25 protein-coding genes are annotated in these 25380 nt (G+C 33.6%); 16 read left to right on the forward strand and 9 right to left on the reverse strand.

The window, feature by feature from the left end:
- The first annotated feature begins 94 nt into the window (after positions 1–94).
- On the forward strand, positions 95–2221 hold the full coding sequence (locus tag ACRBBL_RS09105) for a Tex family protein (RefSeq protein ID WP_431368725.1): 2127 nt from the start codon (positions 95–97) through the stop codon (positions 2219–2221).
- Between the two features lie 73 nt (positions 2222–2294).
- On the opposite strand, the gene ACRBBL_RS09110 is transcribed toward ACRBBL_RS09105, so the two are convergent.
- The 9 genes from ACRBBL_RS09110 to tatA all read right to left on the reverse strand — a co-directional run bounded on the left by ACRBBL_RS09110 (position 2295) and on the right by tatA (position 8854).
- Positions 2295–2819: a hypothetical protein gene (locus tag ACRBBL_RS09110; RefSeq protein ID WP_431368726.1), complete on the reverse strand. Its 525-nt coding sequence runs from the start codon at positions 2817–2819 to the stop codon at positions 2295–2297.
- 5 nt (positions 2820–2824) lie between these two features.
- Positions 2825–3919 (reverse strand): hypothetical protein, encoded by a 1095-nt coding sequence (locus ACRBBL_RS09115; RefSeq protein ID WP_431368727.1) that lies wholly within the window; start codon positions 3917–3919, stop codon positions 2825–2827.
- Positions 3920–3943: 24 nt separating this feature from the next.
- Positions 3944–5197: an alpha/beta hydrolase-fold protein gene (locus ACRBBL_RS09120; protein WP_431368728.1), complete on the reverse strand. Its 1254-nt coding sequence runs from the start codon at positions 5195–5197 to the stop codon at positions 3944–3946.
- A 70-nt stretch (positions 5198–5267) separates the two neighbouring features.
- Entirely contained in the window at positions 5268–6122 is an 855-nt protein-coding gene (locus tag ACRBBL_RS09125; protein WP_431368729.1) for an acyl-CoA thioester hydrolase/BAAT C-terminal domain-containing protein, read from the reverse strand.
- Between the two features lie 65 nt (positions 6123–6187).
- Positions 6188–6688: a Crp/Fnr family transcriptional regulator gene (locus ACRBBL_RS09130; RefSeq protein ID WP_431368730.1), complete on the reverse strand. Its 501-nt coding sequence runs from the start codon at positions 6686–6688 to the stop codon at positions 6188–6190.
- A 199-nt stretch (positions 6689–6887) separates the two neighbouring features.
- Positions 6888–7346, reverse strand: a complete 459-nt coding sequence (locus tag ACRBBL_RS09135; RefSeq protein ID WP_431368731.1) for a hypothetical protein — start codon at positions 7344–7346, stop codon at positions 6888–6890.
- Positions 7330–8001: a hypothetical protein gene (locus ACRBBL_RS09140; protein ID WP_431368732.1), complete on the reverse strand. Its 672-nt coding sequence runs from the start codon at positions 7999–8001 to the stop codon at positions 7330–7332. Before ACRBBL_RS09140 ends, ACRBBL_RS09135 begins: the two co-directional genes overlap by 17 nt.
- Before the next feature lie 41 nt (positions 8002–8042).
- Positions 8043–8558 carry a PsbP-related protein gene (locus ACRBBL_RS09145; protein WP_431368733.1) on the reverse strand — a complete coding sequence of 172 codons (516 nt, stop codon included), beginning with the start codon at positions 8556–8558 and terminating at the stop codon, positions 8043–8045.
- A 107-nt stretch (positions 8559–8665) separates the two neighbouring features.
- A complete protein-coding gene (gene tatA / locus ACRBBL_RS09150; RefSeq protein WP_431368734.1) occupies positions 8666–8854 on the reverse strand; it encodes a twin-arginine translocase TatA/TatE family subunit in 189 nt (62 codons plus the stop codon).
- A 129-nt stretch (positions 8855–8983) separates the two neighbouring features.
- Between tatA and ACRBBL_RS09155 the strand changes: the two genes are divergently transcribed.
- From ACRBBL_RS09155 to ACRBBL_RS09225, 15 genes are all read left to right on the forward strand, one after another.
- Positions 8984–9856 (forward strand): M23 family metallopeptidase, encoded by an 873-nt coding sequence (locus ACRBBL_RS09155; RefSeq protein WP_431368735.1) that lies wholly within the window; start codon positions 8984–8986, stop codon positions 9854–9856.
- Between the two features lie 82 nt (positions 9857–9938).
- Positions 9939–11438, forward strand: coding sequence for a GH3 auxin-responsive promoter family protein (locus ACRBBL_RS09160; protein WP_431368736.1), 1500 nt, complete (start codon positions 9939–9941; stop codon positions 11436–11438).
- A gap of 42 nt (positions 11439–11480) precedes the next feature.
- The gene (locus ACRBBL_RS09165) at positions 11481–13175 is read left to right on the forward strand and encodes a DUF6909 family protein (protein ID WP_431368737.1); all 1695 of its coding nucleotides are present in this window, start codon (positions 11481–11483) and stop codon (positions 13173–13175) included.
- A gap of 10 nt (positions 13176–13185) precedes the next feature.
- Positions 13186–14277 (forward strand): hypothetical protein, encoded by a 1092-nt coding sequence (locus ACRBBL_RS09170; RefSeq protein ID WP_431368738.1) that lies wholly within the window; start codon positions 13186–13188, stop codon positions 14275–14277.
- Positions 14270–15289: a dTDP-glucose 4,6-dehydratase gene (rfbB, locus tag ACRBBL_RS09175; RefSeq protein WP_431368739.1), complete on the forward strand. Its 1020-nt coding sequence runs from the start codon at positions 14270–14272 to the stop codon at positions 15287–15289. Before ACRBBL_RS09170 ends, rfbB begins: the two co-directional genes overlap by 8 nt.
- 18 nt (positions 15290–15307) lie before the next feature.
- Complete coding sequence (gene rfbA / locus ACRBBL_RS09180; RefSeq protein ID WP_431368740.1) at positions 15308–16165, forward strand: glucose-1-phosphate thymidylyltransferase RfbA; 858 nt, start codon at positions 15308–15310, stop codon at positions 16163–16165.
- Between the two features lie 9 nt (positions 16166–16174).
- Positions 16175–16708, forward strand: a complete 534-nt coding sequence (gene rfbC, locus ACRBBL_RS09185) for a dTDP-4-dehydrorhamnose 3,5-epimerase (RefSeq protein WP_431368741.1) — start codon at positions 16175–16177, stop codon at positions 16706–16708.
- Positions 16705–17559 carry a dTDP-4-dehydrorhamnose reductase gene (gene rfbD, locus ACRBBL_RS09190; protein WP_431368742.1) on the forward strand — a complete coding sequence of 285 codons (855 nt, stop codon included), beginning with the start codon at positions 16705–16707 and terminating at the stop codon, positions 17557–17559. Before rfbC ends, rfbD begins: the two co-directional genes overlap by 4 nt.
- A 4-nt stretch (positions 17560–17563) precedes the next feature.
- Entirely contained in the window at positions 17564–18361 is a 798-nt protein-coding gene (gene cysQ / locus ACRBBL_RS09195; protein WP_431368743.1) for a 3'(2'),5'-bisphosphate nucleotidase CysQ, read from the forward strand.
- Positions 18362–18466: 105 nt separating this feature from the next.
- Positions 18467–19462 (forward strand): SDR family oxidoreductase, encoded by a 996-nt coding sequence (locus ACRBBL_RS09200; protein WP_431368805.1) that lies wholly within the window; start codon positions 18467–18469, stop codon positions 19460–19462.
- On the forward strand, positions 19452–20711 hold the full coding sequence (locus tag ACRBBL_RS09205) for a nucleotide sugar dehydrogenase (RefSeq protein WP_431368744.1): 1260 nt from the start codon (positions 19452–19454) through the stop codon (positions 20709–20711). Before ACRBBL_RS09200 ends, ACRBBL_RS09205 begins: the two co-directional genes overlap by 11 nt.
- A gap of 37 nt (positions 20712–20748) precedes the next feature.
- A complete protein-coding gene (gene wecB, locus ACRBBL_RS09210) occupies positions 20749–21876 on the forward strand; it encodes a non-hydrolyzing UDP-N-acetylglucosamine 2-epimerase (protein ID WP_431368745.1) in 1128 nt (375 codons plus the stop codon).
- A gap of 6 nt (positions 21877–21882) precedes the next feature.
- Positions 21883–23088 (forward strand): UDP-N-acetyl-D-mannosamine dehydrogenase, encoded by a 1206-nt coding sequence (gene wecC / locus ACRBBL_RS09215; RefSeq protein WP_431368746.1) that lies wholly within the window; start codon positions 21883–21885, stop codon positions 23086–23088.
- Positions 23089–23094: 6 nt separating this feature from the next.
- The gene (locus ACRBBL_RS09220) at positions 23095–23871 is read left to right on the forward strand and encodes a T9SS type A sorting domain-containing protein (RefSeq protein ID WP_431368747.1); all 777 of its coding nucleotides are present in this window, start codon (positions 23095–23097) and stop codon (positions 23869–23871) included.
- 4 nt (positions 23872–23875) lie between these two features.
- The gene (locus tag ACRBBL_RS09225) at positions 23876–25342 is read left to right on the forward strand and encodes a thrombospondin type 3 repeat-containing protein (protein ID WP_431368748.1); all 1467 of its coding nucleotides are present in this window, start codon (positions 23876–23878) and stop codon (positions 25340–25342) included.
- The last annotated feature ends 38 nt before the right edge of the window (positions 25343–25380 follow it).

Consider the following 25380-nt stretch of genomic DNA (forward strand, 5'->3'; position numbering starts at 1 on the left):
AATCTAAGCAAGTTTCCAAAAAAATATTCATGAATTCGTGGTAAAAAAAGAATTTTGAAGTACTTTTCAATCTTTCAAATAAAAGAGCACATTCATGACCGAACTTCAATACATACAATCACAAGTTTCAATACCAGAAAAAAGCATTCTAAAAACCATTGAACTACTAAACGAAGATTGTACAATTCCTTTCATATCGCGTTATCGAAAAGAAATGACAGGAAATTTAGATGAAGTACAAATAGGTCAAATCGTAAAGCTAAAAACGGCTTTTGAAGAACTCGAAAAACGACGAGAAACTATTTTAAAAGCGATTACTGAGCAAGATGCGTTAACACCACAACTACAAGAACGAATTGCGCAAGCAAAAACACTCACAGCATTAGAAGATTTATATTTACCATACAAGAAAAAGCGTAAAACCAAAGCTTCGGTAGCCAAAGAAAACGGATTGGAACCATTGGCAAAAATCATCATGAAACAGCAACATGAGGATGTAGACCATGCGGCACAACGTTTTGTAAAAGGAGAAGTTGCTTCGGTAGAAAAAGCGATTGAAGGTGCGCGACACATTATGGCAGAATGGATTAATGAAAACGAATACGTTAGAAATAAAATAAGACGCCTCTATCAACGGAAAGCTACGATTACAACCAAAGTAGTCAAAGCAAAAAAAGACGACGATACAGCACAGAAATACAAACAATATTTTGATTGGAGCGAATCGCTTCACAGAACACCTTCACACAGATTGCTAGCCATGTTACGTGCCGAAAAAGAAGGTTTCATCAAACTAAAAGTTGCCGTTGACAAAGAAGAAGCCATTGATTTAATGGACAGAATTATCATTAAAACGGACATTACTTCCTGTACCGATCAAATTTTTATTGCTATTGAAGATGCGTACAAACGTTTACTTGGTCCTGCAATTGTCAACGAAGTGATGAACGATGTAAAAGCAAAAGCAGACGAAACGGCAATTTCAGTATTTGCCGATAATTTAAAACAACTATTACTCGGCGCGCCATTAGGACAAAAACGTGTGTTGGCACTCGATCCAGGTTTTAAATCGGGTTGTAAAGTGGTGTGTTTAGATGAAAAAGGCGATTTATTGCATAACGAAAATATATATCCACATCCGCCGCAGCGAAAAATTACTGAAGCAGGTAAAAAAATACGATCGTTGGTAAATGCCTATAAAATTCAAGCGATTGCTATTGGAAATGGAACTGCTTCGCGCGAAACGGAATTCTTCATTAAAAAGATTCAATTTGATCGCGATTTGCAAGTCTTTATCGTCAATGAAGCTGGTGCATCAGTCTACTCAGCATCAAAAATTGCACGTGCCGAATTTCCAAATTATGACGTAACTGTTCGTGGTGCCGTTTCTATTGGAAGACGTTTGACAGATCCGTTAGCCGAACTTGTAAAAATTGACCCGAAATCAATTGGCGTTGGACAATATCAGCATGATGTCGATCAAACAAAACTAAAAGAAGAATTGGATACAGTTGTCATGAGCTGCGTAAATGCAGTCGGTGTCAATGTAAATACTGCTAGTAGTGCATTGCTGAGTTATGTATCTGGAATTGGAGGAAACTTAGCAGAAAATGTAGTGAAATACAGAACCGAAAACGGGAAAATAGATTCTCGCAGTAGTTTAAAAAAAGTACCGCGATTAGGTCCAAAAGCGTTTCAACAAGCTGCCGCTTTCTTGCGAATTACAGATGCCAAACATCCGTTAGATAATTCTACGGTGCATCCAGAAAGTTATCACATCGTAGAAAAAATGGCGAAAGATGCTAAGATTTCTGTGGATGAATTAATTGGAAATAAAGCTATTTTAAGCAATATAAAATTGGAGAATTATTGTACAGAAACCATTGGTTTGCCAACCTTAAATGACATTATCAAAGAATTGGAAAAACCAGGAGTTGATCCGCGGAAAGCAGCAAAACTCTTTGAATTTGACCCGAATGTAAAAACTATTTCCGATGTAAAAGTAGGCATGTCTTTGCCGGGAATTGTCAATAACATTACCAACTTTGGTTGTTTTGTCGATATAGGAATCAAAGAAAGTGGTTTGGTACACATTTCAAAACTTGCCAATGAATTTATCAGCGATGTCAATTCGGTGGTAAAATTACATCAGCATGTTACGGTTACTGTTGTTGAGGTTGACGAAGCGCGAAAACGAATTCAGTTGTCTATGATTGATTAAGTTTGTTGTTGTCTTCGTCGAAATTTCGATTTCTTAAGTGTTACATTGAGTATAATAGAAGTGAGGCAGAATACTATGGTGAATGTGAGTCAATAAATAAATGATATACCTGTTTTGTAGCTAAGTTTATTTTTAAACGATAAAAACAATTTCCACCATCTGCCATTCCTGAATCATATATTTCGGTTTTCCAACTTACATCTTTTGGATCATTACAAAAAAAGTTAATCCATACTTCTTTTTCACCTTTTTCGTTGATTACTGGTAAATATTGGCGTTTAAAACCTTTTGTTTCTAATTCGTAACCAGTTTTTTCCCACTGATTTTTTGGATTTTCTTTGTTGTGTTTTGCAAGCCATTTCACTTGTCTTTCATTATGTTCAGTCACCATTTTTTGAAATAAAACTTCTATTTCAATTAATTCTTTATCTGAAAGTGTTGCTTCTTTTACATCCTTAAAAATATAGTATTTATTTTCACTAAAAGGTAAAATTGTATACTCAGATTCAGCTAACATAAAATCTTCAACGACAATACATTTCTTTTTACAAGAAAGAAGAAATAATGATACACAAAATAACAGGAAATACTTTTTCATACAGACTATTCTTTAAGTAATGAAATAATATCTTTTTCCATTCCCATCATATAATGCCCGCCCGTACTCATAAAATAGATTCGATTTTCTTCTCGAAACAAATCGTGTGGTGCTTTACCAATATATGTCCATAAACCTCTGTATTTCTTTAATTTTCCCAGCAGATTTAGTGCGTTTTGAGCACTTTCAGGAGTTTTAAAAATATATTCTTCTACGGTGACTCTAGGATACAAATTTGTAGTTTGTGGCATTGGCTTTGTTCCTTTTAAAAACGACGTTGACATTTGATGCGTTTCCTTTTCAAAAATGGTAAAATCTATATCTTTATAAACGGTATCTCGTAATTTTATCAAACGTTTCAAACCTCCTAAAAGAATGGTTTTTTTAGAAACTACCGTATCTAAACTTTTCAGTTGATAGTTGTATTTCAATGCCGCTAATCGGGTAACTTTCTCTTTTAACTTTGAAGTAAGATTATCTTGATAGGAAGTAGCATCAGTATCAATAATGCTATTTTGAGTTTCCTTTATAATTTCGTTCTTAAGATTGAACATTTCAATTTTCTCAGGGTGAGAAGGAATAAAATCTAATATACGATTAAACTCATCTTCAATAACAGTTACGGAATCTTCATTAAAATAAAACTCATATGCTAAATGATGAATCCATTGTTTTTGCTCTTTCTTATTGAAAGTAGCGTATTCTTTTAGAAAATAATTAGGTCTTCTTTTTATAAAAGAAAAAATATATTGACCCATTACTTCTGCCAAAGCGCCATCAGATTTTTGTACAATCACTCTAAAGACTTTAAAATGAAGATCTAATTCGTCCGAATTAAATTTCAAAAAAGTATCTAGATAATTAAAGGTTTCATCATTGTCGGATGGATACACTTTGTTTTCAAGAATTTTTTCGGCATATTTTTCAACATCAAATGTGTTTTTTTCAATGTTTTTTTCGTGAGAATTGACTTTTGGTGAAACAGTATCTTTTGAAACTTTTGGTTGCTGTTCTTTTTCAGGAACTGTCTTTACCTTCTCTTCACAAGCAGAAAATAATACTAGAAAAATAACAAGGAAAAAAGGTGTGATTGTTTTCATCTTATGAAGTTACAATAAAATAAATTACTTCTTTTTTAATTTTTGAAGTTTCTCTTTATGATAATCCCCACCACTTATTTTATAAGCAATCTCTACATATTTGATGGCATTTTTAGTATCACCTTGAGAAATGTAATAATCTGACATAGAATCATATCCATTTGCATTTTTAGGATACGATTCAATAAGCATGGTAAAAAACAGGAATGACTTTTTTGGATCATTAGACATAAACATATAGCCTAAATTATTCAACAAATCTTCTTCTGGATAAAGTGTATATCCTAAATGATTAGAAAGTGTTTTATACCGATCGTCAAATGCTTTTTTTACTGCTTTAGCATCAGCTTCAGGATCTCTTAAAACATCCACAAAACTACTGTTCATTTTATACCAAGGAAACAGCGCATACATTCCGTCATATAAAGAAATTAAAGGAATTGTTCCGTGGTTTTCATTTTCATAATACTTGTATGCAAACTCTAAAGTACTTGATTTTGTTTCTGAAGCGATCTTCGTAAAATTATAGATTGCACGCAAACCTTCGGTTCTAAAAGTAGTGTCTTTAACAAGTACATTCAAGTCTTTTTCTGTATCTGGAGGCAACGGATTTGCCATAGAAAGGAACAATGATTTTCCTTTGTATTTTTTATCAGATAAACGCTTGGCTAATTGTGAATTTAATACTTCATTATCCCACCATAAACTAGGATCAATAGCAATATAATCAGCAAACAATTCAGGATGATTCAATACGGTATTTACAACCAATAATCCTGCAAAAGAGTGTCCAATTAATGTTTTATGGCTTGTAGTTGGATACTTTTTATCTATATATGGAATCAATTCTTTTGCGATAAAATCAGTAAACTTTTCTCCGCCACCAGAATCTTTTACCCAATCAGATGAACCCCTAGCTTCTTTTACTTTAGTTGGTGTAAGATCGCGAGTTCTGTTTTCAGAATTTTCAATACCAACAACAATCATTTCAGGAACCGTATCTGGCGCCAATTGATTCAGCACGGCACAAATAGATAAAAAATGGACACGGCCATCCAAAATATACACTACTGGATATGTTTTTGGGTGATTTGTAGCAATCTTAGCACTTTCAGGAACTTGAACCCAAATACGCCTATTTTCAGTAAGAATCTCTGAATAAATGCTATCCTTCGTTCCTATTTGAAACAAATTATTTGGATTGGATTGTGCTAAAGTGTAAAATAAACTTGTGTTTGCAAGCACGCAAATTACAAAGGAAAGTAGTCGGTTTTTCATAATAAAATTGGTCGTTAATGTTTGTAATAAAACCACACAAACAATGCCAAAAATTAATAGAAAAGACGAATTACTTCTTTACAGGAAATGTATGTTTTAAAAAATTAAAAACCAATTCAAAATGGGCTAGTGGTGCTGTGTGCGAACCTACAATCGCAATATGTTCTGCATCGTATTGAAAATTGTATTGTTTCAATCTGTTCATCATTTTAATGCACATTGGTGTTGTAGGCGCAATTTCATCTTCGGTTGCAGAAATTAACAAAATAGGCGCTTGTATTTTTTCAACGTTTATCAAAGCGTTCTTTTCTGCTTCTTTGTCTTGTAACATCGCTTCAAAAGCACCGCGTAAATCACGTTTCATCATAAAAGGAACTGCTGCTTCATTTACAGGTACAAAAGGTAACTCAGTAGTATTAAATGTCCATGATGAGCTTGTAAAATGATTGGTGTGTCCAGGAAATACAGCATGACTTGGCACAATTCCCACAACACAATCAATATCATCGTAATAACTCGCAACTAACAAAGCCAAATCGCCACCACGAGAACCGCCAACAATGGCAATGCGTTCTGCATCTACTTTTGTATGTTGAGTTGCTTTTAAAATAGCGTTGTGTATATCTTCAATAGCAATTTTTTCTAAAAGCTTCGGTGTATTTTTTGCACTAAAATACCCTATAGCTAAAAACGCATAGCCTTTTTCAATAAACTGATCTCTGGTTTTTTTCCAATGATTGCTTGTCCAAGCATTTCCGCCTTCCGAACCGCCAAGTCCAACAACTAAAGGTTGGTTTTGCCCGTTTCCAACATATAAAACAGCTTCTGTATTTTTAGTAGAAAGTGTTTCTTGCGCATAAAATAGTGTAGTAGAAATTAAAAAAATGAAGAAGAATGTGAAGTGTATTTTTTTTGATGAAATCATAGTTGTTTGCTTTTAGACAAAGTAACAGTATCATACATTCAAAACATTTGACATAAATCAAATAATCATTTTTCAGCGCGAATTCTGCTTAAGGTTTCCTGTGTAATGCCAATATAAGAAGCAATCATTCCTAGCGGAATGCGATGGTAAATATCATGATAAGTTTCACGAAAATGCGCATACTTTTCTTTGGCAGAAGCAAAACGCATCGAAGTAATTCGTTCCATCAAATGTCCAAAAATAGTTCCCATAGAAAGTCGTGAGTAGCGTTCCATTTCTGGGAAATTATCAAACAAATACACCAAATCATTTACATGCAATGAAAAAGCTTCAGTGGTTTCAATCGCGTCAATATAATAAATGTCTTTTTTGCGTTGCATAAAGCTTCTTGGAGAATTTATCCATTCATTGGCACTGCAAAAATATTCACTAACCTCTTTTCCATCTTTCAAAAAATAAGTGCGCAATATTCCTTTTCTAATAAAGTAACTTTTGGTAGAAATTTGGTCTGCATCTAAAATAAGCTCGCCTTTTTTAAACGTAACGACGTGCAATTTATCTTTCAATTCAGCTTTAAGCTTATCGGAAAGTTTAATGTATTGCTCAAAATGTTCAAATATGTTTTCGGTAGTATCGATAGTATAAATTTTTCTGATTACTCATTTTAGTAGCCTCAACAATTACCAATTCTTTAATAATTAGGATTACTTTTTATCAGTAAGTTATAGGAATTGTATTTAAAACTTCTGAAAAATGATTTATACTTCATAGTTTTAATAAAGTTAATTCTTCCAATAGTTTCATCCCTTTGCTAGGAAGTTTTTCAAGTAATTCCTCAGTTAACTTGCCTTCTCCATCTCGAAAAGTCACAGTAGCTGCTTCTCCCCGAAATGTAATATTTTCGATTTTCGAAATAGGAAGTTTAAATTTTTTACCAATTTCTCTTTTTAAATACTTTCTCGAAGCAAATGCCAATGCTAATACTCCAAAAATTGTTGAGAATTTAATCTTATTATTATCAAACTGAAATAAAAAAAGGAAAACAGCAATTAGAATAAGAACAAAAGGGATGATTTTCATTCTAAATTGCCTAAATGAGTTTTGTTTCTGAATACCTTTTTCTTCCAACCCTTTAACTTCTGACCAATTTCCAGTATTTGTAAAGTATAGATTTTCGGCATCAATATTTACATAGCCATATTCATATTTAAACCATTCCTTCATCTGTTTTTTTCTTTCGTTTAAAAAGTAAAATAATATCTGTGATAAAATACGCAGAAACCATTGTCGTTCCTAATAGTGCATATTCGTATTGTTGAGTTGGAAAAAAATGAAAAATACTAGCATACAAAGTACCCAAACCAATAGGATAGGTAAGAATGCGAATAAAAATACGAAACAGCCAATGTTCATTATCAATATGCTTATTTGTCATATCAATTGCTAATTTCTCAAAAATAGCTTTTTGCTGAATACGCTTTTCGCCTTCATAAACTGCTTTACAAAGCACAACAAACAATATCATAAAAACAGCAATAATAGATGCATATAACCAAAAACGTTCATTTTTATACAAGGTATAGAGCTTCCACGAAAAAAATGAAAGCAGTATTGTAAATATTCCTAAGAAAAACACTTTTCCAAAAATATTAAGCTTGCTACGAACATGTACTAAATTATTATCGTTGTTGAATGTAAAAATAAAGACCGAATGCAAACTTGCTGTCCAACTAGTATGCTGCCAAAGTCGAACTTCTTTTGAAGAATGATTTCCATATCGTTTTTTATTCTTGTTGAGAAAACACAAAAAATGCGTCCAGAACGTATCTAGTTTTTCAATTACAATAAGTGCTGTTACTTCTTCTTTGGAGGTTATCATAAATTGAAATTATCTTTACTTCTAATCAGAAATACTATGTATTATTTCAACTTAAAACTTTTAAAAACCTTCATCGCAATGTCAATATACTTATCATACTGATCTTGCTCGCTAGTAAGTGTAAGTACGTATGCTTTATCGTTTATTACATAATAATGCTGTGCAAATTTTAACTTGTAATCATTTTGTTTTCCAGTATATATAACACGATGATAAGGAATTGAGCCATTCGTAATTCGCTTACTTTCAATAATTTTTCCGCCTTCAATCATGGTTTTTATTTGCTGTTCAGAAATCTCGGTATATTTATCAAGATCCAAATTATATCCAGATAAATCTTGAATTAAGACATTTATATTTTCTGTAAAATTATCTTCAGTGGATTTTAGTTGACTGTACAAAATTAAATCGACACCTAGACTTTTAGATGTGTCTGGTGTCCAATTGCTTGGGTATTTAATAGAATACGCATCTTGTGTTAAAGATTTCCAAGATTCTTGAGCGTTAACGCTTATGTGTATACATACAAATAGTAAAAGGAATGATATTCTGTTCATCTTGTAAAATTTAATCTTTAAAAGTTTAAAACTAGTTCTTTTTAAGCCAAAACAAAAAATCCACACTGTTACAGTGTGGATTTTTGTGTATTATATGTAGTAGAAAATTACTCTTTCTCTACTTTCTTAGTTTCGTCGTCGCCTTTGCTTGCATCCTTAAATTCTTTAATACCGCTACCTAGTCCGCGCATTAATTCTGGAATCTTTCTTCCTCCAAATAAAAGTAATACAACTACTACAATTAAGATAATTGAGTATCCACCTGGAATAGCTAAAAACATATTTAGTGACATCATAATGATTATTATTTAGGCTACAAAGGTAAAAATAAATAGATACTTAGCGTTACAGAAGCATAAAAAAAACACTTCGATACAATTTATTCCTAATATTTTTCTTTTAAGTTTGTAACGCACAAAACAATCATGGCAAAAGAAAAACGAAAAAAACAACCGCTTAAAAAGAAGCTTTTGCATAAGTATCGTCTGGTAATTCTGAACGAAGATACTTTTGAAGAGCGTATTTCTTTTAAACTCACACGATTAAATGTTTTTGTATTGGTAACGTTTTCGGCAATTATGCTTGTTGTGTTAACCACTTTTTTAATAGCATTTACTTCTTTGCGAGAATATATTCCTGGCTATTCATCAACAGCATTAAAGCAACAAGCAATAGACTTGAATGAACAAATTGACTCGTTAAGTCAAGTGACTCGTAGAGATTCTATTTATTTAAGTTCTATTCGTAATGTCCTTACGGGAGAAATAAAAAGCGAAAGCATCAACAAAGATTCACTATTTAAGTCTTTTGAAACTGATCTTAATGCGACTGATTTAGTACCAAATAAACAAGATTCGCTATTGCGTGAAGAAGTAGCGCAAGAAGACAAATACAATTTGCTTGAAACTGCTACCACAAAAGTGAATTTTAAACTCTTTCCGCCTGTAAAAGGAGAAATTACACAAAAATACAATCCGAAAGAAAAGCATTTTGCTGTAGATGTTGTTGTACCAAAAGATACGCCTGTAAAAGCTACTGCTGCTGGAATGGTTATTTTTTCCGAATGGACTGCAGAAACTGGTTATGTAATTATTATTGAACATCCAAACGACTTAATATCGGTATACAAACACAATGCATCATTAACCAAACAACAAGGCGATTTGGTCAGAACAGGTGAAGTTATTGCTACCGTAGGAAATACGGGCGAACTCACCACAGGACCGCATTTACATTTTGAACTCTGGAGCGAAGGATATTCCATCGATCCAGTATCATTTATTGATTTTAAACTATAACATGAATCCAAACACAGAAGATTCATCATTCATAAAAATAAAAAATTATAGCTGATTTAATCAAGAACTCAAACGCACACAGATGAAATCACTCAAAGCCCTTTTAGCAAAACCTTTTGCACATCGCATTCGAAAAAAAGTATCAAAATGGGCAAACAATCCAGTACAAACACAGGAAAAAGTCTTTAAAAAACTTCTTAAAGAAGCAGCGCATACGGAATTTGGAAAAGATCATGATTTCGGAAACATTCAATCACATGCCGATTTTGTAAAACGTGTTCCAATTCGCGATTATGAAGCTTTACGACCGTATGTAGATAGAGTAGTAGCTGGTGAAAAAGATATTCTATGGAAAGGAAAACCATTGTATTTTGCTAAAACTTCAGGAACCACTTCGGGCGCAAAATATATTCCAATCACAAAAGAATCTATGCCAACGCATGTAGAAGCTGCCCGAAATGCCATTCTATTGTACATTGCCGAAACGGGAAATACAGATTTTGTAGATGGAAAAATGATCTTTTTGCAAGGAAGCCCTGTATTACAAGAAAAAAACGGTGTAAAACTCGGAAGGCTTTCAGGAATTGTAGCACATTATGTACCTGGATATTTACAAAAAAACAGAATGCCTAGTTGGGAAACCAATTGCATCGAAGATTGGGAGACAAAAGTAGAAGCTGTTGTTGATGAAACTTTGCATGAAAAAATGGCAATTATCAGCGGAATTCCATCGTGGGTTCAAATGTATTTTGAACGTATTGAAGCACGAACAGGCAAAAAAATAGGCGAAGTCTTTCCAGATTTCAACCTATTTATTTTTGGAGGCGTCAACTTTGAACCGTATCGCAACAAGTTTGAAAACTTAATTGGAAGAAAAGTAGATAGCATTGAATTGTATCCTGCAAGTGAAGGATTTTTTGCCTTTCAAGACCAACAAAATGACAAAGGAATGTTGTTGCAACTCAATTCAGGTATTTTTTATGAATTTATAAAAGCAGATACCTTTTTTGACGAAAACCCAACCCGAATCACCATAAAAGATGTAGAAATTGGCGTTAACTACGTTATGATTATTTCCACAAACGCTGGACTTTGGGGCTATAACATTGGTGATACTGTCGAATTTACTTCTGTAAAACCATATAAAGTTATTGTTTCGGGTCGTATAAAGCATTTTATTTCAGCTTTTGGCGAACATGTCATAGGGAAAGAAGTAGAGCATGCATTAAATGAAGCTTTGCAAAATTCTGGCGCAAGCATTAATGAATTTACGGTAGCGCCACAAATAAATCCAACAGAAGGTTTACCATATCATGAATGGTTTATTGAATTTGAAACAAAACCTAAAGACATAGAAGCATTTGCAAATACTATTGATGCTTCATTACAACAGCAAAACAGCTATTATTTTGATTTAATAGAAGGGAAAATATTAAAACGTTTGCAAATTACTCTAATTCAAAAAGATGGCTTTCAAAACTATATGAAGTCCATTGGAAAACTGGGTGGACAAAACAAAATTCCTAGATTATCAAACGATCGAAAAATAGCGGAAATGCTAACGAATTACAAAAAAGCTTAGAAATATCAAATTAACTTGTATTTTTGTGCGGAAAAACCATTTATGAGTAACATTAAAATACACGAAAGAACTAGAGCACAAGAATCATCAGGAGCCATTGAACGTTTGTACATCACCATGAGACATTTATTTAATCGTGGCTTTTATAAACCAATGGGTGTTTCTGGGGAAACGTTGCGCCAGTCTTTACTAGTGTTACGCCCCGAAATATATGGTTCCATTGCCGAACAGAAAGCGGAAATTAATGGTCTATTATACGTAATAGATCGTTTGCCAATTGGTATTGAAGAATGCCGTTTTATCAACTTAACATCTGATGAAGGGTATAAAAATTCGCACTTCAAAGCCATCATTCCACCTAAAAGAAGAAGAAACTGTTACCGAATTGATGAGGAACAGATGAACATTGAAATTACACGTGGACGTTCGGAAATCTACGATATTTTAACGCATTTGACGTTTTTATTTATAGAATCGCACAAAATTTGCGATCGTGTTTTAATTGGAGAAGATGGAGAAACAACACGCGATTGGGAAAAACTAGAAGCTGCTGTTTGTAAAAAGAAAAAACTAACCTTAGCCGAAAGAGAAGTTGCCATTACACATACGGCAAATATTTTAGGTAGAACTTTTGAAGAAATTTTAGATGCGCACAAAACATTTTCTACGAAAGAAAATCCAGAGCGTTTTTTAAATATTATTTATTGGTTAGGAAAACTTGCCATCAAAGAAGTTAGCAAAAGCGAAAAAAGAACAATTACATTTAGCCCAGTACTACGCGAACGTTTAGGACATCACATTCATGGAGAAGTTTGGGCAAACAATATCAAAAAAGTACTTAAAGACAATCAACTTTTACACAGACCAATTCATATCATTAGTGCCAACATGCACAGTGTAATGAATTCTATATTTGCACCAAAACTGTTGCAAAAACAACTCAACACTACAGACGAATTTGATATTTTTGAAGCATTGAGTACATCAGGAAATGATAAACTTCGAAATAAAGTAGAAAAAGAAGCGTTGAAAAAAGGAATGATTTATATCAAAGATGAATCAGGAACAAACATCAATGTGCAAATTTTTGATACTGCCAAAATTGATTTTAGCAAAACAACATATACGTGTTGTGCGCCAAGTGATGATGAAAAACCTGTGTTATTTGTAATGGATTATGCGTTTGGAGAACAAGCGTATGAAACCATTGATGAGTTTTTAAAACCTTATACAAGCAAAGATAAAACGCAAAAAGAATACTTAAACGTAGCTTCGATTTCCATTATGGGAAAAGCTGGGATTTTAGAAGGAGGAAAAGGAGACATTATGATTCCTTCGGCACATATTTTTGAAGGAACTGCCGATAATTATCCTTTTAAAAATGAATTGGAAAAAGAAGATTTGGAAGGACATGGACTGGAAGTATTTGAAGGTTCTATGATTAGTGTTTTAGGAACATCTTTACAAAATAAAGACATCTTAAAATTCTTCCACGATTCTACTTGGAATGTCATCGGATTAGAAATGGAAGGCGCGCATTATCAAAAAGCGATTCAGTCAGCTTCTAAAATACGAAGAAGTATTTCGGAAGATGTAAAAGTAAGATATGCCTATTATGCTTCAGATAATCCACTAGAAACAGGAAGCACTTTAGCTTCAGGTGGATTGGGAACAACAGGTGTAAAACCAACGTATTTAATAACAAGAAAAATATTAGAACAACTATTTAACAACTAATAACAAGAAAATGAGCGAGAATAACCAAAATGTGCTGCCTGAAAAACCACAATCTGGCAATGAAATAGACTTAAAAGAGCTCTTCAGAATGATTGGAAGTGCTTTCAATAAGTTCTTTATATTCTTACGAAATATATTTTTATTTCTACTAGATTTATTAATTAGAGCCTTAATAATTGTTAGGGTACACATTGTAAAATTTGTGATTGTAGGTTTTTTAAGTATTGTTATTGGCTGGTTTATCGATTCCAGAAAAGAAGCCATATACGGATCAAGTATGTATCTGCAAACCAACTATGGAAGTACACGTCAATTATACTCTAATATTAAATATTATCAAGGACTTGTAGAAGAAGGTGATAGTACAAAACTGGCAGGTATTTTTAAGATTACAAAAGAAGAAGCAGGAAGCTTACGTGGATTTATAATTGAGCCAGATGTAACAGACAATGGATTGCTGAAAGCGTATAATGAATTTATGAAAACAGCAGACACTACGTTTGTTTTAAGAGAAATTGACTTCGATAGGTTTAAGCGAAATACAAGCCCGTTAGATTTTCCAGTACATCAAATCTTTGTTTATTCAGCTGATAAAGAAATGATTCCTGCATTACAGAATCCAATCATTACTAACAACATAGAAAACTTCCACATCAAGAGACAAAAACAAATTAATCTTGATAATCTTGAAAATCAGGCAGCAGCACTTGAAAAACAATTGGTAAATATTGATTCGTTAGGAAAAGCGTACAAAGAAATATTATTGCAAGAGCCTGTTAAGGAAAGTGCAGGAAAAGCTTCAAATACGTACATTCAATTAGCTGCAAATAATGAAAGAAAAACAAAAGAAATTGAGTTATTAGCTGTAAATGAAAAACTTTCTAATAAAATTCTTGAAATCAACAGACAAAAAGAAATGGAAAGTGAAACCATTAATGTGTTGAGTGATTTTTCTCCTGGAGCAAGATTTAAACATTTCTATGATAGATATTTATATAGAATTCCAATACTTACTATCTCATTATTACTCATGTTTATCTTATTGAGAGAATTAAATAAATATTTAAATACATACGCAGAAAACAAACGATTAAATGGCTAAAAACGCGATACTTATTACCGGAGGAGCAGGATTTATAGGAGCAAACTATATTCCATATTTCTTGGAACAACACCAAGATGCAACGGTTGTAAATATTGATAAACTCACCTATGCTGGTGATTTGAAGAATTTGGCTGAAATAAGTACTCATGAAAATTATACGTTTGTAGAAGGCGATATTTGTGATAGAAATTTGCTAGAGAAATTATTTGAAACCTATGATTTTAAAGCGGTAATTCACTTTGCAGCAGAATCACATGTAGATAACTCTATCAAAAATCCTGATGCGTTTATACAAACGAATATCTTTGGAACGTTTAATTTATTAGATGTAGCCAAAAAGTCGTGGATGGACGGACCAAATCAAGTGAAACCAGGTTATGAAAATTGCCGATTTCATCACATATCAACCGATGAGGTATATGGAACGTTAGGTGAAACAGGATTGTTTACTGAAGATACTTCGTACGCGCCAAACAGTCCGTACAGTGCTTCCAAAGCATCGTCCGATTTTATTGTGCGCAGTTATTTTCATACCTACGGAATGAACGTGGTAACAACAAACTGCTCAAATAATTATGGACCAAAGCAGCATGATGAAAAGCTAATTCCAACCATCATTCGTAAAGCAATAACAGGAGAAAATATTCCTATTTATGGTGATGGAACTAATATTCGCGATTGGTTATACGTATTAGATCATTGCAAAGGAATTCACTTAGTGTATCAAACAGGAACAACAGGTGAGACTTACAATATTGGAGGAAGAAACGAGCGTACCAATGTATATATTGCAAACACAATTTGTGAACTTTTAGACAAATTACGTCCAAAAGAAGTTTCATACAAAGAACAAATTAGTTTTGTAAAAGACAGACCAGGACACGATTTTCGCTATGCAATTGATGCAAATAAAATAGAGAATGAACTTGGTTGGAAAGCCGCAGAAAACTTTGAATCGGGCATTTTGAAAACGATTGAATGGTATTTGGAAAAATACACAAAACAATAATAATACAGAAATATACAGATGAAGGGAATAGTATTAGCTGGCGGATCAGGAACACGATTGCATCCACTTACTCTTGCAGTAAGTAAGCAATTAATGCCTGTATATGACAAACCAATGATATACTATCCTGTTTCTACACTTATAAGTGCAGGAATTCGCGAAATACTAATCATTTCAACACCGCAAGATTTACCATTATTCCAAAAACTATTGGGCGATGGTAAAAAGTTTGGCTGCGAATTTCATTACGAAGTACAAGCAGCACCAAACGGATTGGCAGAAGCTTTTATTATTGGTGAAAAATTCATCGGCGATGATAAAGTTGCCTTAATTTTGGGCGATAATATATTTTATGGTTCAGGTTTAGCAAACTTATTACAAGCAAACAACAATCCAGAAGGTGGAATTATTTATGCATATCATGTACACGATCCTGAACGTTATGGAGTTGTAGAATTTGATGAAAATGGGAATGCAATTTCAATAGAAGAAAAGCCTTCAACGCCAAAATCAAACTTTGCAGTTCCTGGAATTTATTTTTATGACAATGAAGTTGTAGAGATTGCAAAAAATATCAAGCCAAGTGGTCGTGGCGAGCTCGAAATTACCGATGTAAATCGAGTATATTTAGAAAAAGGAAAACTAAGCGTAAGCATCTTAGATAGAGGAACAGCTTGGTTAGACACTGGAACATTTAACTCATTAATGCAAGCTTCACAATTTGTACAAGTCATTGAAGAGCGTCAAGGACTCAAAATTGGAGCCATTGAAGAAGCTGCATATCGAATGGGATTCATTAGCAAAAAACAACTAGATGAATTGGCAAAACCACTATTAAAAAGTGGCTATGGAAAACATCTATTAGAAATACAATAAATTAACGTCTTGAACATAACTCACACAACATTAGCAGGCTGTTTTGTCATAGAACCTCAAGTATTTGGAGATTCTAGAGGAAGCTTTATGGAAAGCTATAACGAACAAAAATTTCCAGCAGACGTTCATTTTGTACAAGACAATCAATCTGTATCGCAAAAAGGTGTATTGCGCGGATTGCACTTTCAAAAAGGCATACATGCGCAAGCGAAATTAGTACGTGTCATACGTGGAGAAATACTTGATGTAGCTTTAGACGTTAGACCAGGTTCTAAAACCTACGGACAACACTTTTCAATCATCCTAAATGCTGAAAACAACAAGCAACTCTTTGTGCCAAGAGGATTTGCGCATGGTTTCGCAGCCTTGCAAGATGATACCATCTTTGCATACAAATGTGATAACTTTTATAACAAAGAAGCAGAATCGGGAATTATATACAACGATCCAGACATTGCCATTGATTGGATGTTGAATGAAGATGAAATTATACTTTCTGACAAAGACAAATTGCTTCCCAACTTCAAATCATTATCGCTATGAAAACAGTTTTAGTAACTGGCGCAAATGGTCAATTAGGGCAATGTCTTCAAAAGATACAACACCAATATACAGAAATCAATTTCCATTTCAAATCATCGAAAGAATTAGATATTACAGACACAAAATCGGTACAAGATTACTTTTCCAATCATGCCATTGATTATTGTGTAAACTGTGCTGCCTACACAAATGTAGAGTTGGCAGAAAGCGAAGAAGACAAAGCGTATTTGGTAAATGCGGAAGCTGCTAAAAATCTAGCGAAAGCATGTGCAGAAAATAATGTAACCTTACTTCATATTTCTACAGATTATGTATTTGATGGAACAAAAACATCACCTTACGTAGAAACAGATACTACAAATCCAATAAGTGTGTATGGTGCTTCCAAATTAAAAGGAGAAGAAAACATTCAAGAAGTATTTGAAAAGTATTTCATCATTCGTACATCTTGGTTATATGCTGAATTTGGAAAAAATTTTTACAGAACCATTCTGCGAAAAGCAGCTGAAAAAGCAAGCCTAACCATTACAACAGAGCAAAAAGGAACGCCAACAAACGCAAATGATTTGGCGGAACTCATTCTGGAAATCATCAACACAGAAAACAAAAATTACGGAATCTATCACTTTAGTAATGATGGCGAAGCTACTTGGTACGATTTCACAAAAGAAATTATTCAAAATTTAAATCTCGCAGAAGCAGATCAACCTTCTTTAAAAAGCATAGGCAGCTACAAAACAAAAGCAGCTCGTCCAGAAAATAGTGTGCTAGACAAAACGAAAGTTCGCAGCATTATTTCAACTATTAGTTGGCAAGAAAGTCTTCGCAATTTGATGCAAAATCATTCATAACTTCATGAACAAATATCTATACACCGCCATAGAAGCTGCTGTTAACGCAGGTGCAATTATTATGGATATCTATGAAAATCAAATAGTTGATGTTGAACGAAAATCAGATGATTCTCCTGTGACTATTGCAGATAAAAAAGCAGATATATATATTCAAAATGCATTACAAGGCACGCAAATTCCCATATTGAGTGAAGAAGGCGAACATGCTAGCTTCGAAATTCGTAAAAACTGGAAACAATGCTGGATTGTAGATCCACTTGATGGAACCAAACAATTCATTAAGCGAAATGGTGAATTTACAGTGAATATTGCCTTGGTTGAAAATGGTGTATCACTACTTGGAGTTATTTATATTCCTGCAAAAAAATCGTTGTATTACGCAATTCCTGCAGAAAAAAAAGCATTTAAAATAGCACTAGAAGCACATACCATTAATGAAAGTATGTTGCAAAACGCTGTTGAAATATTTGCAGCTTCCGAAAGTGATGTAGTTACATTGACATCAAGTCACTCCTCCAAAAAGCAAGAAGTATTAGATTTAATTCGTACACTTGAAACAGAAGGAAAAGAGGTGAAACTCATTAAAGCAGGAAGTTCTTTAAAATTCTGTCTCATGGCGGAAGGAAAAGCCTCGTACTATCCGCGTTGTGCGCCAACAATGGAATGGGACACCGCAGCCGGACATGCCATTTGTAATGCTGTTGGACTCGAAGTATATTCGCTAGAAACCAATGAGCCACTAAAATACAACAAAGAAAATCTACTAAATCCTTGGTTTCTTGTTCGAAAAATAGGATAAAATAAAAGGGGATAAAACCCTTGTAAAAAAGGGTATTTCCCCATAAAAGTCAATTATTTCCTAGTGTTAAAATTTATAGCTAGTTTTGCAGCGAATAATAGCACTATGTACCAAGAAGCATATCATCACGAGCATCTAGAAAATTACAGTTTTTTAATTACTGGCGGCGCAGGATTTATAGGATCCAATTTAGTAGAATACTTACTAAAACACAACGCCAAAAAAGTACGTGTATTAGATAACTTAGCAACAGGTTTTAAACATAACATTTCAGCATTTGAGTCAAACCCAAATTTCGAATTCATATTAGGTGATATTCGCGACTTAGAAATGTGTAAAACTGCCGTTGACGGAATGGACTTTGTTTTGCATCAAGCAGCATTGGGTTCAGTTCCGCGTTCATTTAATGATCCTATTTCTTCAAACGAAGTAAATATTACTGGTTTTTTAAACATGTTAATCGCTTCGCGTGATGCAGGTGTAAAACGAATGGTATATGCAGCTTCTTCTAGTACGTATGGCGATAGCAAAGCGTTGCCAAAACAAGAAGAAATTATTGGGAAACCTTTATCTCCGTACGCAATTACCAAATATGTAAACGAATTGTATGCAGATAACTTCTCTACAAACTTTGACTTTCATTCGGTAGGATTGCGTTATTTCAACGTATTTGGACCAAAACAAAATGTAAAAGGTGCGTATGCGGCAGTAATTCCGCTATTTTTCAATGCAGGAATACATAACACAAAAGTAACAATCAATGGAGATGGAAATCAAACGAGAGATTTTACTTTTGTCGAAAATGTAGTGCAAGCAAATATAAAAGCAGTATTTTCAGAAATTAAGAAACATGAAGTATTCAATGTCGCTGTGGGCGATCGCATTAGTGTAAACGATTTGTGGAATAACATCAAAGAAATTACGCAAAGTACTATTGAAGCTTCTCATGGAGAAACTCGAATTGGTGACGTGCGAGATTCATTGGCCGACATTACAAAAGCAAAAACACTATTACAATACAATCCTACATATACAGTACGCGATGGCTTGGCCATTACATACGACTTTTTTAAAAAGCAAGCGGAAGCAAATGACAAATAAGGTAATTTCCATAATAGGTTTAGGATATGTTGGATTGCCACTTGCGGTTGAATTCAGCAAAAAAGGATATCAAGTCATAGGATTTGATATCAATGAAGCTCGAATTCAAGAATTGCAACAAGGAAACGATCATACGTTAGAAGTTAGCAAAGAAGAATTACAAGAAGCATCCACTTTACAATACACAAACAAAGCGGCAGACATTGCAAACGCAAATGTGTATATCGTAACTGTTCCTACACCAATTACCGATCATAAATTTCCAGATTTAAAACCTTTAGAAGCTGCTTCAAATTTAGTAGGTTCGGTTTTAAGTAACGGTGATATTGTCATTTACGAATCGACTGTTTTTCCTGGATGTACTGAGGAAGTTTGTGTGCCAATTTTAGAAACGCAAAGCGGATTGGTATTTAATACAGATTTTTTCTGCGGATATTCTCCTGAAAGAATCAATCCAGGAGACAAAAAACACAGAGTCAACAACATTGTCAAAGTTACTTCTGGAAGCACGCCTGAAATAGCTGAAACAATTGATGAACTATATAAAAGCATCGTTACTGTAGGAACGTTTAAAGCGTCGTCTATAAAAGTAGCTGAGGCTGCCAAAGTGATTGAAAACTCGCAACGCGATATCAACATTGCGTTTGTAAACGAGTTAGCATTGATATTTGGTAAATTAGGAATTGATACACATGAAGTATTAGAAGCTGCTGGAACAAAGTGGAATTTCTTACCATTTACACCAGGTTTGGTGGGCGGACATTGCATAGGTGTTGATCCGTATTATTTAACACACAAAGCAAAAAGTGTAGGATACATTCCGCAAGTAATATTAGCAGGAAGAAAAATAAACGATAACATGGGCAAATACATTGCAGAACGCGTGGTAAAACTCATGATAAAACAAGGAAAGCTCATCAAAGGTGCAAAAGTGACTATTTTGGGAATCACATTTAAAGAAAATTGCCCAGATATTAGAAACACACGTGTCATTGATATAGTGCATGAACTTTCGGAATATGGTATTGAAGTTGAGGTATTTGACGACAATGTAGATGCATCTGAAGTAAAAAAGGAATATAATATTGACTTAGTGTCGAGCATTTCAAATGATACTAGAGCGATTATTTTGGCAGTTGCTCATAAAAGTTTTAATAAAATTGACGTAACTCCCTTTTTTAAAGCAGGATGTATTATTTTTGACGCGAAAAATTTCTTCCCTAAACCAGTAGTTACAGAGAGATTATAGCCGTAAAAACAATAAATAAAAGAACAAAAACAAACTGATGAAAAAAAACCTAATTGTATTTGGTACACGACCAGAAGCTATTAAAATGGCACCATTGGTAAAAGAATTTTTAAAACACCAAGACACTTTTGAAACAAAAGTTTGTATCACGGCACAGCATAGAGAAATGCTGGATCAGGTACTTTCGTTTTTTGAAATAACACCAGATTATGATTTAGACTTAATGAAGCCTAATCAAAATCTTTACGGTTTAACTTCAGATATTATCATGAATTTAAAGCCTGTATTGGAAGAATTTCAGCCAGACTTTGTGTATGTTCATGGAGATACAACAACAACGATGGCAACTAGTATTGCAGCGTTCTATTCAGGAGCTAAAGTATGTCACGTAGAAGCAGGATTGCGTACGTTTAATAAAAGATCGCCTTTCCCAGAAGAAATTAATAGATGTGTTACAGGAAGTATTTGTGACTATCATTTTTCACCAACAGAAACATCAAAACAAAACCTGCTTAACGAAAACGTAGCAGACGAAAATATATTAATTACTGGAAATACCGTAATTGACGCGTTACACTTTAGCGCAAACAAAGTAAAGTCGGACGGATTCGAAGATCAAGAAATCGAAGACTTAAAAGGAGTTTTAGATACTTCTAAGCGATTAATACTAGTTACAGGACACCGTAGAGAAAACCACGGACAAGGATTTATCAACATTTGTACTGCTTTAAAGCAAATTGCAACCGATCATCCTGATACACAAATTATTTATCCTGTACACTTAAATCCAAACGTACAAAAGCCAGTATACGAACTATTAGCAGGCATAGACAATGTAAACCTAATAAAGCCGTTGTCGTATCCTGCATTTGTATGGTTAATGGATAAATCAAACTTAATAATTACTGATAGTGGTGGCGTTCAAGAAGAAGCACCAAGTTTAGGAAAACCTGTATTGGTTATGCGTGATACTACAGAACGTCCAGAAGCTGTAGACGCAGGAACCGTATTATTGGTTGGAACAAATACCGAAAAAATTATCAGTGAAGCTAATAAATTACTAACAGACGAATCTGCTTATCACAAAATGAGTAAACTACACAATCCGTATGGAGATGGAACTGCTTGTGATAAGATCGTTAAATACATGTCAAAATTACAATAAAGAATCATGGGAAGTAACAAACCAAGTGTTGTTATGGTAGGTCTAGGATATATTGGACTTCCTACCGCAGCGTTAATTGCAAGTAGAGAAATAAAAGTAACAGGAGTTGATATTCATCAACATGTAGTTGATACTATTAACAAAGGAGAAATTCACATTGTTGAGCCAGATTTAGATGGTTTGGTACACAAAGTAGTAAAAGATGGATATTTAACTGCAAGTACATCGCCAGTAGAAGCAGATGTATATTTAATTGCTGTTCCAACGCCATTTAAAGGTGATTATGAGCCAGACATCTCGTATGTAGAATCGGCAACAAGAGCATTATTGCCAACCTTAAAAGAAGGAGCATTGGTAATTGTAGAATCTACAAGTCCTGTAGGAACTACTGAAAAAATGCAAGCAGTTATAGAAGCTGAACGTCCTGAATTGATTGGAAAAATATACATGGCATATTGCCCAGAACGTGTATTGCCAGGAAATGTAATTTACGAATTAGAGCACAACGATAGAGCTATTGGTGGAATCGACGCTGAATCTACTGAAAAAGCAGTTGAGTTTTACAGACATTTTGTAAAAGGAGAATTACACAGAACCAACTCTAAAACAGCAGAAATGTGTAAGTTGGTTGAAAACTCATCAAGAGACGTACAAATTGCGTTTGCAAATGAGCTTTCTATGATTTGTGATGATGCAGGAATCAATGTTTGGGAATTAATCAACTTAGCGAACAAACATCCACGTGTAAATATCTTACAGCCAGGAACTGGTGTTGGTGGACATTGTATCGCAGTAGATCCATGGTTTATTGTTTCTGAATTTCCAGAAAAAGCAAAAATCATTCGTTCAGCAAGAGAAATCAACAATTACAAAACGGAATGGGCAATTGAAAAGGTGAAAAACACAGCTTTACAATTCAAAATTGACAATGGTAGAGATGCTAAAATCGCATGTATGGGATTGGCTTTCAAACCAAATATTGACGATTTACGTGAATCTCCAGCATTATTAGTGGTAGATACGTTAGTAAATGATGGTTTCAATGTGTTAGCGGTTGAACCAAATATCAAATCGCACAAGAAATTTGACATATATGATATCGACGATGCGCTTGCACAAGCAGATATTATTGTATATTTAGTAGCACATAGAGAATTTTCTAACTTAGAAAAGACAGGAAATACACTGGATTTTTGTGGTGTGTTTAAATAATTTATTATGATACGAAAAGAGTTCCTTTTTTTGATGTTGACTTTGGTGTCAAGCTTTTGTTTTGCTCAAAGCCTAACAAATGAAGGAGCTCTTATTTCTCTTCAAGAAAATGCATTAATTTATTCGGAAGGAAGTATATTAAACGTAGGAGAAGGTAAAATAGTTGGAAATGGAAGTGTAAACTTTTCTTCTATGTCCAATACGATGAACATTAGTCCAGGGTTTGAAATAGGACAATTAAATATAAATTCTTCATTAATTAATACGGAGACATCAAACATTACTATTGAAATTGCTGGGAATGAAGGTATAGGATTAGTAAATGGAAATGATAATGTGAATGTTGTTGGAGATTTGACTTTAAACGGAAAACTCACCGTTACTAGTATGAATTATACGCCTACGTTGGGAGATGAGTTTGTCATTATGAATTATTCAGGTACGTTAACAGGACAGTTTACTAGCTTTGATTTTGATAATGATTTCGCAATAGATTATTCAACAACAGGAGTTGTAAAACTATTATATACTGGAACTTTAAGTGTTGCTGATTTTTCTTTGGGAGAAATCGCAATTTATCCAAATCCAACAAGTGATAGTATTGCGATAAAAACTTCAGATAAGGTAAAAAAAGTACAAGTATACAATCTTTTAGGAGTTGAGGTTTTAGAGTTTAAAAACCAAGATTCTATAAATCTTAAACAGTTACCTGTTGGAACATATCTATTAAAAATAGAAACTACTGATGGTAAGGTTGAAGTTAAAAAAATAATAAAAACTTAGCAATATGAAAAAAGGAGTTATAGTTTTCTTGCTTGTCTTTATTTCTTGTGGATTGAGTTCTATTCAAGCACAGTCATGTGGAGATGTAACATTAACAACCCAAACTGAGGTAGATAACTTTGTTGCAGCAAATGCATCTAGTTGTAATGAAGTGCAAGCAACATTAAGCATTGGAACTGCAAGTGGAGGAGGTTCGGATCCTGTAACTGACATTTCTGGATTGTCTTTCTTAACAAACATTTTTACTTATCCAAGAATTCTAATTAGGAATACCTCATTAACCACTTTAGCAGGCTTGGAAAACCTAAATTTAGATAGTGTTCCTCTTATACTTATTGATAATAATCCTTTGCTTCAAAACCTTAATGGGTTGGAAGGAATAGTTATGTGTGAAGAATTAATCATATCTAACAACCCTTCTTTAACATCAATTGATGGGTTAGTGAATATAAATATAGGCCCTACCTATGATTCCAGACTTAGAGTTCTTAATTGTGATCAATTACCAAATATTAATTTACCAAATATTTCAAGTTTAAAACAATTAGAGATATTGTCAAATAATAACTTAGTAAGTGTTGTGATTGGGTCAAACACGTTAATGCCCTTGATTTATGCTAATATTCAACACAATAGCTCATTAGTAGATATTGGTGGTTTTACGATTCAAAGCACGAACCCAAATGGAGCTTGGGATGCTATTTTTAATGTAAAAAATAATGATAGTATGACTGCATTATCTTTTTTACAAAATTTATCACATCCATCACCACAGATTCTAATTCAGGACAACGCACAACTCAGTAGTCTAGATGTATTATCTAGCATTACTGAGATAGAAAGACTTTTAATCCATAATAATACTAACATTACGAGTTTGTTTGCACCAACAACGAATTTATTAATAACTTCTGAATTCAAAGTTACAAACAATCAAAACCTAATAGATATTAGCACATTAGCTAACATAACACTTGGTTCAAGTTCAAATGAGATAAGCGGAAATGTAAACTTAGATGAATGCTGTATAATTAAACTTGCCAATAGACCCATAAATGTTTTTGGAAATAATACAAATTGTGCTTCCAATGAAGCTATCATTGATTATTGTGGTGTTGATGGATTAGTTGATAATTGTATAGATGTTTCAAACCCTAACCAACAAGATACTGATGGAGATGGTGTAGGTGATGCTTGTGATAACTGTCTGACAATTGCCAACCCTAATCAGTTAGATTCTAATGAAGATGGTATTGGTGATGCTTGTCAAGCATCAGCAGGAGCAGATACTGGTTTTGTTGGAATTAGTACCACAACACCGAAGAGCAAGTTGCATATTGAAGATGGAGATGTATTGATAAATAATATGCAAAGAGGAATCATTATGAAGGCGCCAAATGGAAAGTGTTTTAGATACAGACCAAATAATGTTGGACAATTAATAGGTGTAGAAATTCCTTGCCCAAATTAAATAGTATAACAATTAGAGTTACACAAAAGAATTTTATA

The sequence above is a fragment of the Kordia sp. genome, assembly GCF_050633145.1.
GTDB lineage: Bacteria > Bacteroidota > Bacteroidia > Flavobacteriales > Flavobacteriaceae > Kordia.

What these genes read in the sequence shown, in the direction of transcription:
- ACRBBL_RS09105 (WP_431368725.1), top strand. Translation starts at nt 95, where the DNA reads ATGACCGAACTTCAATACATACAATCACAAGTTTCAATACCAGAAAAA.
- ACRBBL_RS09110 (WP_431368726.1), bottom strand. Translation starts at nt 2,819, where the DNA reads ATGAAAAAGTATTTCCTGTTATTTTGTGTATCATTATTTCTTCTTTCT.
- ACRBBL_RS09115 (WP_431368727.1), bottom strand. Translation starts at nt 3,919, where the DNA reads ATGAAAACAATCACACCTTTTTTCCTTGTTATTTTTCTAGTATTATTT.
- ACRBBL_RS09120 (WP_431368728.1), bottom strand. Translation starts at nt 5,197, where the DNA reads ATGAAAAACCGACTACTTTCCTTTGTAATTTGCGTGCTTGCAAACACA.
- ACRBBL_RS09125 (WP_431368729.1), bottom strand. Translation starts at nt 6,122, where the DNA reads ATGATTTCATCAAAAAAAATACACTTCACATTCTTCTTCATTTTTTTA.
- ACRBBL_RS09135 (WP_431368731.1), bottom strand. Translation starts at nt 7,346, where the DNA reads ATGAAGGAATGGTTTAAATATGAATATGGCTATGTAAATATTGATGCC.
- ACRBBL_RS09140 (WP_431368732.1), bottom strand. Translation starts at nt 8,001, where the DNA reads ATGATAACCTCCAAAGAAGAAGTAACAGCACTTATTGTAATTGAAAAA.
- ACRBBL_RS09145 (WP_431368733.1), bottom strand. Translation starts at nt 8,558, where the DNA reads ATGAACAGAATATCATTCCTTTTACTATTTGTATGTATACACATAAGC.
- tatA (WP_431368734.1), bottom strand. Translation starts at nt 8,854, where the DNA reads ATGATGTCACTAAATATGTTTTTAGCTATTCCAGGTGGATACTCAATT.
- ACRBBL_RS09155 (WP_431368735.1), top strand. Translation starts at nt 8,984, where the DNA reads ATGGCAAAAGAAAAACGAAAAAAACAACCGCTTAAAAAGAAGCTTTTG.
- ACRBBL_RS09160 (WP_431368736.1), top strand. Translation starts at nt 9,939, where the DNA reads ATGAAATCACTCAAAGCCCTTTTAGCAAAACCTTTTGCACATCGCATT.
- ACRBBL_RS09165 (WP_431368737.1), top strand. Translation starts at nt 11,481, where the DNA reads ATGAGTAACATTAAAATACACGAAAGAACTAGAGCACAAGAATCATCA.
- ACRBBL_RS09170 (WP_431368738.1), top strand. Translation starts at nt 13,186, where the DNA reads ATGAGCGAGAATAACCAAAATGTGCTGCCTGAAAAACCACAATCTGGC.
- rfbB (WP_431368739.1), top strand. Translation starts at nt 14,270, where the DNA reads ATGGCTAAAAACGCGATACTTATTACCGGAGGAGCAGGATTTATAGGA.
- rfbA (WP_431368740.1), top strand. Translation starts at nt 15,308, where the DNA reads ATGAAGGGAATAGTATTAGCTGGCGGATCAGGAACACGATTGCATCCA.
- rfbD (WP_431368742.1), top strand. Translation starts at nt 16,705, where the DNA reads ATGAAAACAGTTTTAGTAACTGGCGCAAATGGTCAATTAGGGCAATGT.
- cysQ (WP_431368743.1), top strand. Translation starts at nt 17,564, where the DNA reads ATGAACAAATATCTATACACCGCCATAGAAGCTGCTGTTAACGCAGGT.
- ACRBBL_RS09200 (WP_431368805.1), top strand. Translation starts at nt 18,467, where the DNA reads ATGTACCAAGAAGCATATCATCACGAGCATCTAGAAAATTACAGTTTT.
- ACRBBL_RS09205 (WP_431368744.1), top strand. Translation starts at nt 19,452, where the DNA reads ATGACAAATAAGGTAATTTCCATAATAGGTTTAGGATATGTTGGATTG.
- wecB (WP_431368745.1), top strand. Translation starts at nt 20,749, where the DNA reads ATGAAAAAAAACCTAATTGTATTTGGTACACGACCAGAAGCTATTAAA.
- wecC (WP_431368746.1), top strand. Translation starts at nt 21,883, where the DNA reads ATGGGAAGTAACAAACCAAGTGTTGTTATGGTAGGTCTAGGATATATT.
- ACRBBL_RS09220 (WP_431368747.1), top strand. Translation starts at nt 23,095, where the DNA reads ATGATACGAAAAGAGTTCCTTTTTTTGATGTTGACTTTGGTGTCAAGC.
- ACRBBL_RS09225 (WP_431368748.1), top strand. Translation starts at nt 23,876, where the DNA reads ATGAAAAAAGGAGTTATAGTTTTCTTGCTTGTCTTTATTTCTTGTGGA.